Annotated in this window: 6 protein-coding genes; 1 reads left to right on the top strand and 5 read right to left on the bottom strand. The window is 63.5% G+C overall.

All coding sequences use genetic code 11. The annotated features are described in order from the left end of the window. Positions 1–7276 (bottom strand): cadherin-like domain-containing protein (locus MC381_RS12070; protein WP_251977996.1); only part of this gene is annotated, 7276 nt, incomplete at its 3' end. 369 nt (positions 7277–7645) lie between these two features. On the opposite strand from MC381_RS12070, the gene MC381_RS12065 reads away from it, so the two are divergent. Beyond that, positions 7646–8872, top strand: coding sequence for a pyridoxal phosphate-dependent aminotransferase (locus tag MC381_RS12065; RefSeq protein ID WP_251977995.1), 1227 nt, complete (start codon positions 7646–7648; stop codon positions 8870–8872). A gap of 128 nt (positions 8873–9000) precedes the next feature. Here the strand turns inward: MC381_RS12065 and MC381_RS12060 are convergent, their stop codons facing one another. From MC381_RS12060 to MC381_RS12045, 4 genes are all read right to left on the bottom strand, one after another. Beyond that, on the bottom strand, positions 9001–9993 hold the full coding sequence (locus MC381_RS12060; protein ID WP_251977994.1) for an adenosine deaminase: 993 nt from the start codon (positions 9991–9993) through the stop codon (positions 9001–9003). Positions 9994–10164: 171 nt separating this feature from the next. Then, on the bottom strand, positions 10165–10797 hold the full coding sequence (locus MC381_RS12055; protein WP_251977993.1) for a LysE family translocator: 633 nt from the start codon (positions 10795–10797) through the stop codon (positions 10165–10167). A 122-nt stretch (positions 10798–10919) separates the two neighbouring features. Then, positions 10920–12506, bottom strand: coding sequence for a PucR family transcriptional regulator (locus MC381_RS12050; protein WP_251977992.1), 1587 nt, complete (start codon positions 12504–12506; stop codon positions 10920–10922). Then, on the bottom strand, positions 12506–13969 hold the full coding sequence (locus MC381_RS12045; RefSeq protein ID WP_251977991.1) for an NAD-dependent succinate-semialdehyde dehydrogenase: 1464 nt from the start codon (positions 13967–13969) through the stop codon (positions 12506–12508). The genes MC381_RS12050 and MC381_RS12045 overlap by 1 nt, the downstream gene beginning before the upstream one ends. Positions 13970–14008 lie beyond the last annotated feature (39 nt).

Genomic DNA, 14008 nt, shown 5'->3' with positions numbered 1-14008 from the left:
CGGCAACCGCCACGGGCGCATCGTTGGTACCGGTGACGGTGATCGTCACCATCACCGGGGCGCTGCTGGCTCCGGCATTGTCGGTAGCGGTGTAGCTGAACGTAACATCGCGGCTTTCGCCTGCGGCGAGGACATCAAAGTCGGCGCCCGGATCGAAGGTGTAGGAACCGTCAGCATTGAAGGCGAGCGAGCCGTTGCCCTGTCCCACATCAGTCTCGAGAGAGTAGCTGGCGATGGTGCCGTCGACGTCCGTCGCCGCCGGCACCTGGCCGGTGAGAACCGTGTTCTCGCTGGTGGTCTGAGTATCCGCAACCGCAACCGGTACGTCGTTGGTGCCGGTCACCGTAATGGTGACGGTCTGCGGCGCACTGACCCCGCCATCGTTGTCCGTCGCGGTGTAGGTGAACGTGACGTCTCGACTCTCGCCTGTGGCCAGAGCATCGAAGTCCATGCCCGGCGTGAAGGTGTAAGAACCGTCGGCGTTGAAGGCCAGTGAGCCATTGCCCTGCCCCACGTCGGTTTCGAGCGAGTAGCTGACGATAGAGCCATCGACATCGATCGCGGCCGGGACCTGACCGGTGAGAGCCGTGTTCTCGCCAGTCGTCAGAGTATCCGCCACAGCGACCGGCGCATCGTTGGTACCGGTCACGGTAATCGTGACCGTCTGCGGCGCACTCACCCCACCGTTGTTGTCGGTGGTGGTATAGGTGAACGTCACGTTGCGGCTCTGACCCGCCGGCAGGGCGTCAAAGTCGGTGCCCGGCGTGAAGGTGTAGTAACCGTCGGCATTGAACGCCAGTGAGCCGTTGCCCTGACCCACGTCGGTGTCGAGCGCATAGCTGGCGATGGTGCCATCGACATCCGTTGCCGCCGGGACCTGGCCGGTGAGAACGCTGTTCTCGCCGGTGGTCTGGGTATCCGCCACAGCGACGGGCACGTCGTTGGTGCCGGTGACGGTGATCGTCACCGTGGCAGGTGCGCTGCTAGCTCCGGTGTTATCCGTCGCTGTAAAGGTAAACGTGACCTCACGGCTCTGGCCGACAGCCAGCGCATCGAAGTCCGCACCCGGCGTAAAGGTGTAGCTGCCATCAGCGTTGAAGTTGAGGCTGCCATTGCCCTGACCCACGTCGGTCTCAAGCGAGTAGCTGGCGATGGTGCCATCGACATCCGTCGCCGCCGGCACCTGACCGGCGAGGACCGTGTTTTCACCGGTGGTCTGGGTATCGGCAACCGCCACTGGGACATCATTGGTACCGGTGACCGTAATGGTGACGGTCTGCGGCGCGCTCACCCCGCCGTCGTTATCGGTCGCGGTATAGCTAAACGTGATGTCGCGGCTCTGACCGGCGGCCAGGGCGTCGAAGTCCGCACCCGGCGTAAAGGTGTAGCTGCCATCAGCGTTGAAGTTGAGGCTGCCGTTGCCCGTGCCAACGTCGGTGTAGAGCGAGTAGCTAACGATAGTGCCATCGACATCCGTCGCCGCCGAAACCTGGCCAGTGAGAACCGCGTTCTCGCCAGTGGTTTGGGTATCGGCAACCGCCACTGGCGCATCGTTGGTGCCGGTAACGGTGATCGTGACGGTCTGCGGTTCGCTAACACCGCCGGCGTTATCCGTCGCGGTGTAGCTGAATATGACATCGCGGCTCTCGCCCGTAGCCAGCGCTTCGAAGTCGGTGCCCGGCGTAAAGGTGTAGCTGCCGTCGCTGTTGAAGGCGAGCGAGCCATTACCCGCGCCGACATCCGTCGCCAGCTCGTAACTCGCAATCGTGCCATCGACGTCCGTCGCCGCCGGAACCTGGCCGGTGAGAACGGCGTTCTCTTCTGTCGTTACTGTCGACGCCTGAGCCACCGGCACGTCGTTGGTGCCGGTCACGGTGATCGTGACGGTCTGCGGTGCACTCACCGCACCGCTGTCGTCGGTCGCGGTGTAGGTGAACGTGACGTCACGGCTCTGGCCCGCGGCCAGCGAATCGAAGTCGGTGCCTGGGTTGAATCTGTAGGAGCCATCGACGTTGAAGACCAGCGAGCCATTGCCAGCGCCGACGTCAGTCTTGAGTGAGTAGCTGGCGATGGTACCGTCGACGTCCGTCGCCGCCGGCACCTGGCCGGTGAGAACCGTGTTTTCGCCAGTGGTCTGGGTATCGGCAACCGCCACGGGCGCATCGTTGGTACCGGTGACGGTGATCGTCACCATCACCGGGGCGCTGCTGGCTCCGGCATTGTCGGTAGCGGTGTAGCTGAACGTAACATCGCGGCTTTCGCCCGCAGCGAGGGCGTCGAAGTCAGTGCCTGGATCGAAGCTGTAGGAGCCGTCGGCATTGAAAGTCAGCGAGCCATTGCCCGTGCCGACATCGGTGTCGAGCGCGTAGCTAGCAATGGTGCCATCGACGTCGGTCGCGGCCGGCACCTGGCCGGTGAGGACCGTGTTCTCGCCGGTGGTTTGGGTATCCGCAACCGCGACCGGCGCGTCGTTGGTGCCGGTGACGGTAATCGTGACGGTCTGCGGCGTACTGACATCCCCGGCATTATCCGTCGCGGTATAGCTGAACGTGACATCGCGGCTCTGACCCGCGGCCAAGGCATCGAAGTCGCTACCCGGATCGAAGCGATACGAGCCATCTGCGTTGAAGCTGAGACTGCCGTTGCCCTGACCCACGTCGGTATCGAGTGAGTAACTGGCGATGGTGCCATCGACATCGGTCGCCGCCGGGACTTGGCCGGTGAGAATGGTGTTCTCTTCCGTCGTAGCCACCGCAGCCTGTGCCACCGGCGCGTCGTTGGTACCAGTCACCGTAATGGTGACGGTCTGCGGCGCACTCACTCCACCATCGTTATCCGTCGCGGTATAGCTGAACGTGACGTCGCGGCTCTCGCCCGCAGCGAGGGCGTCGAAGTCCGTACCCGGATCGAAGCGATACGAGCCATCGGCGTTGAACGTGAGGCTGCCATTGCCCGTACCCACATCGGTATCGAGCGCGTAGCTGGCGATGGTGCCATCGACGTCGGTCGCCGCCGGCACCTGACCGGCGAGGACCGTGTTTTCACCGGTGGTCTGGGTATCGGCAACCGCCACTGGGACATCATTGGTACCGGTGACCGTAATGGTGACGGTCTGCGGCGCGCTCACCCCGCCGTCGTTATCCGTGGCGGTATAGCTAAACGTGACATCGCGGCTCTGGCCGACAGCCAAGGCGTCGAAGTCCGTGCCCGGGTCGAAGGTGTAGGAACCGTCGGCGTTGAAGCTGAGGTTACCGTTGCCAGTGCCAACGTCGGTGTCGAGCGCATAGCTGGTAATCGTGCCATCGACGTCGGTCGCCGCCGGAACCTGGCCGGTAAGAACGGTGTTCTCGTCGGTGGTCTGGGTGTCGGCAACGGCCACCGGCGCATCGTTGGTGCCGGTCACCGTAATGGTGATGGTCTGCGGCGCACTCACACCGCCATCGTTATCCGTGGCGGTGTAGGTGAACGTGACATCACGGCTTTCGCCTGCGGCCAGCGCGTCGAAGTCAGTTCCCGGCGTGAAGGTGTAGCTGCCATCGCTGTTGAAGGCGAGCGAGCCGTTGCCCGTGCCAACATCCATCGCCAGCTCGTAACCCGCGATAGTGCCATCGACGTTGGTCGCCGCCGGCACCTGACCTGTGAGAACGGTGTTCTCAACGGTCGTCTGAGTATCCGCAACGGCCACCGGTGCATCGTTAGTGCCGGTGACGGTGATAGTAACGGTCTGCGGTTCGCTAACACCGCCGTCGTTATCGGTCCCGGTGTAGCTGAACGTGACGTCGCGACTCTCGCCGGCGGCCAGCGCATCGAAGTCTGTGCCCGGCGTGAAGCTATAGGAACCGTCAGCGTTAAAACTAAGGCTACCGTTGCCCGAGCCAACATCGGTGTCGAGCGCGTAGCTGGCGATGGTGCCATCGACGTCGGTCGCCGCCGGAACCTGACCAGTCAGAACGCTGTTCTCGCCCGTGGTCTGGGTATCGGCAACCGCCACCGGCGCGTCGTTGGTACCGGTGACCGTGATCGTGACGGTCTGCGGCGCACTGACACCGCCGTCGTTATCCGTGGTGGTGTAGGTGAACGTGACATCGCGGCTCTGGCCGGCGGCCAGGGCGTCGAAGTCGGCACCCGGCGTGAAGGTGTAGCTACCGTCGCTGTTGAAGCTGAGGCTGCCATTGCCCGCGCCGACGTCGGTGTCGAGCGCGTAGCTGGCGATGGTGCCATCGACATCGGTCGCGGCCGGGACCTGGCCAGTCAGGACCGTATTCTCTTCCGTCGTAGCCGTCGCAGCCTGCGCCACCGGCGCGTCGTTGGTGCCGGTGACGGTGATCGTCACGGTCTGCGGCGCACTCACCCCACCATCGTTATCCGTGGCGGTGTAGGTAAACGTGACATCGCGACTTTCGCCGGCGGCCAGCGCATCGAAGTCTTTGCCCGGCGTGAAGGTGTAGCTGCCGTCGCTGTTGAAGGCGAGCGAGCCGTTGCCAGTGCCCACGTCGGTATCGAGCGAGTAGCTGGCAATCGTGCCGTCGATATCCGTTGCCGCCGGGACCTGACCGTTGAGAACGGTGTTCTCGCCGGTGGTCTGAGTGTCGGCAACCGCCACCGGCACGTCGTTGGTACCGGTCACAGTAATGGTGACTGTCTGCGGCGCACTGACCCCGCCATCGTTATCCGTCGCGGTGTAGGTGAACGTGACATCCCGACTCTCACCCGCGGCTAGGGCGTCGAAGTCCGTGCCCAGCGTAAAGGTGTAGGAACCGTCGCTATTGAAGCTGAGGCTACCGTTGCCCGGCCCCACATCGGTGTCGAGCGAGTAGCTGGCGATGGTACCGTCGACGTCAGTTGCTGCCGGAACCTGGCCGGTAAGAACGGTGTTCTCGTCGGTGGTCTGGGTATCGGCGACCGCCACCGGCGCATCGTTGGTGCCAGTGACGGTGATCGTCACCGTCTGCGGTTCGCTCACCCCACCATCGTTATCGGTGGCGGTGTAGCTGAACGTAACGTCGCGGCTCTCGCCCGCGGCCAGGGCATCGAAGTCGGTGCCCGGCGTGAAGGTGTAGCTGCCATCGCTGTTGAAGCTGAGGCCGCCGTTGCCCGTGCCGACATTGGAGTCGAGTGAGTAGCTGGCAATGGTGCCATCGACGTCGGTCGCCGCCGGAACCTGGCCAGTGAGAACCGCGTTCTCCCCGGTGGTCCGGGTGTCAGCGACGGCAACCGGTACGTCGTTGGTGCCGGTGACGGTAATGGTCAGCGTCGAGGTGGCGTTGCCACCTTGTCCGTCACTGACCGTGTAGCGAACCTGCGTGGTTTCGGTCTGCCCCACCGCAAGACGATCGAACGCCGTACCCGGGTCAAAGCGATAGGCGCCATCGCTGCTTAGCGTGAAGGTACCGCCGTTGGAGCCGACGACCGGCTGGCCGATACCGCCGGCGGCGCCGTTAACAGCGCTGACCACCAGCGCCTCGCGAGCCGTATCGGCATCACGATCATTGGCCAGAACCCCTTGGTTGGCCGTCATGGAGAGAACGCCATTCTCGTCGATGCTACCGACATCCGCCGCCGCAACCGGTGGTGCGACATCGATACGATACCCGTGCGTCGTCTCCGCCTGGCCGATGTTCCCCGCAGCGTCGGCGTGAGAGACAGCGGCGCGAATGCTGCCAGCGCCGGCATTGGTCAGCACGCTGCCAGGGATATTGGCGGCGAAGGTGCCATTAGCACCGACCGCAACGGTATAGCTCTGTCCGCCCACGCTGATCGTGACGGTATCACCTTGAACGACATCACCGCCGACACGACCGGTAACGCTGACGCTGCCTCGCGCTTCGACGGCATTGACCAGGTTGTCGCTCGTCACACTGTCAAGCGTGATGCTGACTTGTGGTGCCTGGGTATCAACCGCATAGTTCGCGGCGATATTGGCGCTACCGTTATTACCGGCGGCATCGGTGTGAGAAACGACAGCGCTGATGGCGCTGTTCTGCGAAAGCTGGCTCCCCGGCACATTGATGCTGAATGCACCGCCAGCATTGAGCACGCCGGTATAGCTCTGGTTGCCAACCGTCACCGTGACGCTGTCGCCCGCGGCGTACTCGCCCGTCACGCGGCCGGTAACGGGGATCGTCTGATTGGCCTCGGCCGCGTTGATCACGTCATCGCCGCTAACGGCGTCCAGTGCGATGGAGAGCTGCGGGGCCGCCGTATCGACTGTATAGGCCCGGCTGCTGGTAGCGGTGCCGACGTTGCCTGCCGCATCGGCCTGCGAAATAACGGCGGTGACCGCGGCGCCCGAATTGGCGGCAAGAGTTGAGCCAGCCACGGCGACCCGGAACGTCAGATCGGCGTTCACAGTTGCCGAGTACGACTCGCTCCCAACCAGCAGAGTGACCGTATCGCCGACACGCGCATCCCCGCCGACGCGCCCGGACAGAATCAGGGATTGGCCAGCCTCGCTGGCATTCAATAAATCATCACTGGCAATAGCATCGAGGCTGACACTAAGCACCGGCGGCTCAAGATCGACAGCGTAAGGCCGGACGGATGTCGCGGTAACCGTCGTATCCCCTACCCCGTGCGTCAGCGTGGCAGTCGCCGAAAGGTTGTCGGCGAGCAGACCGCCGGGCACGGTGATCGAGAAACGCAGATCCTGGCCGAGCACGGTTTCATAGGCTACCCCGCCGATCGTCACAGTGACACGGTCACCCGCGATCGCGTCACCGCCTCCCTGCCCCGCAAGCACGAGTGGTTGACTGGACTCCGCGCGATTGACGATATCGTCCACCGCGATCGCATCCAGACGAATCGTGATCGTTGGCTGGACGCTGTCCTCTGGCGCGACGCTGTCCTCGTCATCGGGCAGCACTGGACTGGCCGATACGGGCGCCGCGCCACCCTGTGGAGAGAAGCTGGCAGGCGTGACGGTGATCTCGGGGACCGCCCCCTCGAACGCGGCGTCATAGCGATAGCTGCTGGCTTCCACACGCCCGACGCGGGCCAGATCGAAGGGCGACGAAAAGCCACCACCGTCTGCGAGACCGCCGCCACCTTCAGCGCCGGCACCGGCAGCCGGCGCTTCCTGAATGGCGCTAGGGTCGGCACCGGCCGCAATTGCCGCCTGCAGCGCGGCGACCTCTTCGTCGACAGGCATCCCAAGCGGCGCAGTCTCCCAGGTCGCCACACCATCGACAATCTGCAATGTCGCCGATTCCCCGGCAGCCAACGGCAGGACGCCACCATCAGCCAGGACAAGGCGCCCACCATCCGCAGACAGCAGCACGGCGCCCTCAGGTATGGCCATACCTTGGACTACCAGCTTTCTAGGTTCCGTCAGGAAAACGGTGCCATCTACCCGAACGACAGTAACAAGCGCAGCCATCGATATTGACCTCGGCAAACCAAAGAAGACGAATCCGGCCTTATGTCGCGAAAAGTAACCGTTTGGTGTCCCGTTTCAATACAATTTTCTTAATCAACCGGCACATTTTCATTAATCGTATCGCATGCTTTACAAGGCCTAGCAAATTCGAAGTGTTAATTATTGTTAGCGGCAACTTGACGTTCCCCGCGCCCGGTTAGCATGCCCATCGTGTCCGTTATATGATCGAGTCATCGCCACCTTCCCCCTGCCACCCGCTACGAGCCGCCCATGTCTGACGTTATCCCCGCTACGCTAAGTGCTTTCTGTTCTTCTCGTGTCCAGCACATGCCGGACAATCAGATTGTCGCGGTCGCGGACCTCGCGCGGCACGATGCCTCGGTGGTCAAACTCTGGATCGGAGAGGGAGACCTGCCGACACCGGATGTCATCAAGCAGTCGGCCGTGGATGCCCTGAGTGCCGATGACACGCGCTATAGCTATTCCCAGGGGACGCCGGAACTGCGCCGAGCACTGGCCGACTATCACCGGCGCCATTGGCAGGTCGACGTGGCGGCGGAACGCTTCTGCATCTCGATCGGCGGCATGAATGCCGTGGTCATGGCGATGCAGGCGATTCTCGACGAGGGCAGCGAAGTCATCATGCCGACCCCCGCCTGGCCGAACGCACGCCAGGTGATCGAGATCGTCGGTGGCGTCAACGTACCGATCGCCTTCGATTTCCATGATGACGGCGAGATCGTTCTAGACCTGGACAAGCTTTTCGCCCGCGTCACCGAACGCACTCGCGCCATCTTCATCAATTCGCCCTCCAACCCGACCGGCTGGCGCATGCCGAAGGCGGATATGGTGCGACTGAGAGATTTCTGTCGAGAGAAGGGACTGTGGATCGTCGCCGACGAGGTTTATAACCACTTCGTCTACGACGGAGGCGGCCCGGCAGATTCCTTCCTGCAGCTCTGCACTCCCGAAGATAAACTGCTGGTCACCAACACCTTTTCCAAGAACTGGTGCATGACCGGTTGGCGCGCCGGCTGGGTTGTCTTCCCCCTGGGCATGGATCAGCTGTTCGCGCGCCTCTGCCAGTACAACACCACCGGCGTCGCGCCTTTCATCCAGAAGGCGTGCTACACCGCCCTGACCCAGGGAGACGACTTCATCCGCCAACAGGTCGAACGCTGCCGGCAATCACGAGATATTCTGGTGAGCGGGCTGTCGGCGCTGGAGAACGTGACCGTATTTTCTCCTCAGGGCACCTTCTATCTCTTCTTCAAAGTGCATGGCCTGGTCGGCTCGAGCCTCGACATGGCCAAACGCATTCTCCGTGAAGCGAAAGTTGGCGTGGCGCCGGGCAGCGCTTTTGGTCCGGAGGGCGATGATTATCTCCGTATCTGCTTTGCGATCGATCCCGCACTCGCCGAGGAAGCGCTCGCGCGTCTGACACCGTTTCTTGCCGCGCTGTCGAGCCGGACCGAACAGCCGCTTGGCGTCGAGTGACGGCACGGCATCTTACCGCCCTGTACAACCGGTAACGACACGCTCGCGCTAATGGGCCTCGCCTAAGAACCGCAGAACGAAAAGGCCCGGCCGATTGGCCGGGCCTTGTGCTGTGTAACGGCAACGTATCAGCAGGCGGCGAGCTGCTTGAGCAATGCCTGACGCCGCGATTCCGGCATGAAGGCCACCTCGATGGCATTGCCTGCCAGCTGCCGGAAGGTGTCACGATCCCAGTCGAAGGCTTCCGCACAGGCCACGAAATTATCCAGCACGCCTCCCCCGAAGTAGGCCGGGTCATCCGAGTTCAGCGTGATCTTCACGCCATGGGCCAGCATCGTCGGCAGCGGATGATCGCGTAGCGTCTCGACCACCTTTAGCCGAACGTTGGAAAGCGGACAGACCGTTAACGGCACCTGGGACTTGCGCAGGCGCTCGACCAGCATCGCGTCCTCCAGGCAGGCGACACCATGATCGACCCGGCAGATATCCAGCACATCCAGCGCCTCGCTGATGTAGGCTGCCGGCCCCTCTTCACCGGCATGCGCCACCCGCGGAATGCCGAGTGCCTTGGCACGCTCGAACACCTCAGCGAATTTCGCCGGCGGGTTGCCCATCTCGGCACTATCGAGGCCAACCGCATCGATCACCTCATAATACGGCGCGGCCTTCTCCAGCACCGCCATCGCCTCTTCGGCATCGCGATCCCGCAGGAAGCTCATGATCAGTGCTGTGGTCATTCCCCAGCGACGCTCGGCTTCACGCATCGCCAGACGTAACCCCTCGAACGGCACCGCCAGCTCGACGCCACGACTCAGATGCGCCTGCGGGTCAAAGGAGAGCTCGACATGCACGACCCCCTCGCCATGGGCACGCTCGAGATAGGCCATCGCCAGATCGTAAAAATCTCGTTCGGTTCGCAGCACGCGCATGCCGAGATAGTAGAGATCGAGAAAGGATTGCAGGTCGCTGAAATCATAGGCGGCCTGGACATCTTCCACCGAGGCATAGGGCAGCGCGATATTGTTGCGTTCTGCCAGCGCGAACATCAGCTCGGGCTCCAGAGACCCTTCGATATGAAGGTGGAGTTCGACCTTGGGGAGAGCTTGCAACCAAGTCTTCACGAACGATCCTCGTCTTGTCGATGGTCGGCCGATGGTATACACGGCCTATTGAGTGGATGCGTCTCAGGATGCCGAAAACGGCGCCCAGGGGAAAGTCGACGGCATGAAATCCTTGGTGCTGATAGTTAGTACTTATAGTTAGTGCTTATAGTTAGTGCTTATAGTTGGTGTTTATAGACGGGTCGTCAGCACCTTGATCCCCAACGCGATCATTGCCACGCCGAGCACGCGATCGATCCAGTGGCTGAAGCGCTGAAAGGCACGATGGATCGGCGGCGTGGAAAGCAGGAGCGCCACCGCCGAGAACCAACCGAGCTGAAGCAGCATGATCCAGGCACCATAGATCGCGAGCTGATAAAGCGGCATGTCGGGCGACAGTACGATAGTGAACAGCGCGACGAAGTAGATCGGCGCCTTGGGATTGAGCGCATTGCACAGAAACCCCATGCCGATCACTCTCGGCACCGAGCGCGACGATCGACCGGTGGAGGCAGCAGCGGCCGGCTCAGCATCGGCCGGACGCGCACGCAGCCCCAAGATGCCCAGATAGAGCAGGTAGGCGCCACCCGCCAGCTTGATCGCCCACAGCAGCGATTCGGAATTCGCGATCACCGCGGCCAGCCCGAATGCCGAATAGGTGATATGCACCAACAGCCCCAGCGCGATGCCAAGACTGCAAAGCAGGCCAACGCGCTTGCCGTGATTGAGCGTCTGCTGCGTCACCAGCACGAAGTCCGGCCCCGGAGAGGCCGCCGCCAGCAGATGCACCAGGGTGATGACGATCAGACCATGCAGCATTTCCATAAGCGCTCCCGTGAAGCAGAGTGAAAAGAGAACCGGTGACCGCCGATGATCGCCCTTTTCCGTCAGCAAGCCTACGGCAATCCACGCCCCGATAACTGATCGCAGCAGCCTAGGCTGTAGGTTCAACCACCGTCGTCATCGAGCAGCCGCATCGCCACCTGTAGCTGCAGGCGCATCTCCGGGTCATTGAGATCCATGGCGAGGGCGGCTTCCAGCCGCTCGAGACGATAGCGGAGCGTGCTGATGTGGATATCGAGTGCGCGGGCCGCCTGGGCCAGCTGGAAACCACTTTGCGTCAGTGCGTTCAGCGTTTCCAGACGGCTCTGCCGCCGGCTCCCCTCTCCCAGCGCTCGCGAAAGGCGCGCCAGGAAGAGCTCCCTGGCGGCGTGATCGCCCTCCAGTACACGGGAAAACAGCAGCGCTTCGAAATCCCGTCGTTCCCCGGGACGAAGCGACGGCAGTAGCCGTGCCACATCATCGGCGCCTTCGGCGATCGCTGCGGCCCCCTGCACCTCACGGCTGACCGCCATTGCCGCCTCACCGTCACTGAGCTGCTGCCACAGGTCCGCGGTGGACATTTCCGCCCGCACCAGGAACAGCAGCTGATTTAGCGAGACCGAGATCAAGGGCGGCAACCCCAACGCCTGCAGACGATTGCCCAGCAGCTGTTCCCAGCGTTCACGTCGCAGCAGCCCATCGCGGCTGAGCGGCACCGGCTCGTTGAGCAGGATCGCGCAGACATGATAGCGGACCTCGGGGTCCCACCCCTGCAGCGCGGCGCGTTCGAGCGCCGCCGGGGTGGGCTCGAAACGCCCTTCGAGCAGGGAGTCGACGAAGGCATAGCCGAGCCGCGTCTCCTGCGCCTGCAGCGCGCGCTGATGAGACAGGTGCAGCGCGGAGATCAAGGCGGCCTGCTCCGCCGCCCGCTGCTCCAGCTCACTGACCCGGGAGTCGGACTCATCGATCCACAGCGTCGCGGCAGGGACCTCCTGAATGCGCACAGGACAGGCAAGCATGCGTTGATCGGGCGGTTCGCCAAGAGAACGCCCGGTCATATCGCGCGTCCGCCGGGCAGCGGCATGCATCGCTGCGCTCGGCAGACGCATCGCATCGCGTGCGGCGCTACCGCCCAGCCACTCGCCCTCCCAGCCGGTAAACAGGACGTCGCGCTCGAGCAGCCGACTGAGTGCCGTTGCGATATCCCCCAGATTGCGGGCGGTCAGGGCCGAACGCGTCAGATCCCGGTGAATCCGCTCCGCCCGCGCGATCAACTGTCCCTGACGCGCGATCAGCCAGGCGTGCACCTCCTCGGTGATCTGGCTGAACGGTACGTCCCAGGGAATCTCCAGCAGCGGGAAGTCGAGCTCCATGGCGGCCTGACGCGAGGCCTCGGGAAAGGCAGAGAGGAAGCGCGGTACGGCAAGTGCCACGCCGGCCAGCCCTTTCTCCACCAGCGCCTCGATCAAGGCGCGTTCGGCGGCGGGCTCTTCGGGCCAGTGATAGCCGGTCGTGAGCAGTAGCTGCCCCTGCCGTACCCAGGCGGTGATATCGGGATGATCGACCATGTGTACCCAGCGCAACGGCCGGTCCAGCGAGCGCTCGCCGGCCACCACGCGGGCATGGCGCAGGTTCGTCTCAACCAGCGCCGTCGCCAGATCGAGCGTCACCGGCAATCGTGCCGGTGACGTGTCGTCGTCCCTTCTGGCCATCAGCCGTCCAGACGCGTGGAGACGAACTTGGTATCGAGATACTCATCGATGCCGTAGCGACCGCCTTCGCGACCGATACCGCTGTCCTTGACGCCACCAAACGGCGCCTGCGGCACGGAGGGCGCACCGTCGTTGACGCCGACGATGCCATAGTCCAGCGCTTCCGAGACACGGTGCGCCCGTCCCAGATTGCGCGTCCACAGGTAGGCTGCCAGACCGAACGGGGTGTCGTTGGCAGCGGCAACCGCTTCCGCTTCGTCGTCGAAGACCACCAGCGGCGCCACGGGGCCGAAGGTCTCTTCCTGCATGATCTGCATGGCTGGGGTCACATCGGCCAGCACCGTCGGTGCCACGAAGAAACCCTCGAGATCGCGCGCCGCAGTCAGCCGGCGAGCGCCCTGCGCCAGGGCATCGTCGATATGCGACTGCGCCTTGTCGCGTCCGGCCTGACTGACCAGCGGGCCGACCTGGGTCGCCTCGTCCTCGGGCTGGCCGACGCGCAGGGCATCGGCGGCCGCTGCCAGACGTTCGGCGAAGGCCTCGAAGATGCCACGCTGCACATAGACGCGATTGGTGCAGACGCAGGTCTGGCCGCCATTCCGGAACTTGCTTGCCATGACCTCGGCCACCGCGGCATCGATATCGGCATCATCGAAGACTAGAAACGGCGCATGGCCACCCAGTTCCAGCGACATGCGCTTCATCGTCGCGGCGGATTTGGCGTAGAGATGCTTGCCGACCGGGGTGCTACCGGTGAATGTCACCTTGCGGATACGCGCATCCGCCATCAGCAGATCGCTGATCTCGGCCGGACGCTCTGCCGTGATGACCTGAAAGACCTCCGCCGGGCCACCGACCTGTTGCCACAACTGTGCCAGCAGAATCGCGGTCACCGGCGTCTGCTCGGCCGGCTTGACGATGACCGAACAGCCGGCCGCCAGTCCAGGGGCTACCTTGCGCGTGATCATGGCCGCCGGAAAATTCCAGGGCGTGATCGCGAGCACCGGGCCAACCGGCTGGCGCAGCACGGAGAGCCGCTTTTCCCGATGCTGTGCCGGCAGGATATCGCCGTCGATACGCTTCGCCTGCTCGGCATACCACTCGAGGAAGCTGGCAGCGTAGTCGACTTCGCCCCGCGCCTCGCTGATCGGCTTGCCCATCTCGCGGGCCATGGTCAGCGCCAGCACGTCCTTGGCCTCGAGCATGGCTCGGTGCCAAGCCTTGAGTAGCGTGGCCCGCTCGAAGGCCGTGGTCTGGCGCCAGGACTCGAAACCGCGCTGAGCGTTGTCGGCTGCCAGCTTCGCCTGCTCGCTGCCGCAATCGGCGATCTCGGCGATAACCTCGCCGGAGGCCGGCGAACGCAGTGCATAGCGGCCGACGTCAGCGGCCTCGAAGCCGACAATGGCAGCGGGATAGAAGGCCCCGTCGGCCGGCGCCTGGAGAGGGAGATTCTGTGTGGACATCGTTTTCTCGCTTAGTCTGTTCGATAGGAAGTCCGGCTA

It is taken from the genome of Salinicola avicenniae (assembly GCF_023736115.1).
Classification (GTDB): domain Bacteria; phylum Pseudomonadota; class Gammaproteobacteria; order Pseudomonadales; family Halomonadaceae; genus Salinicola; species Salinicola avicenniae.
This window is presented reverse-complemented; position numbering and strand designations above follow the sequence as displayed.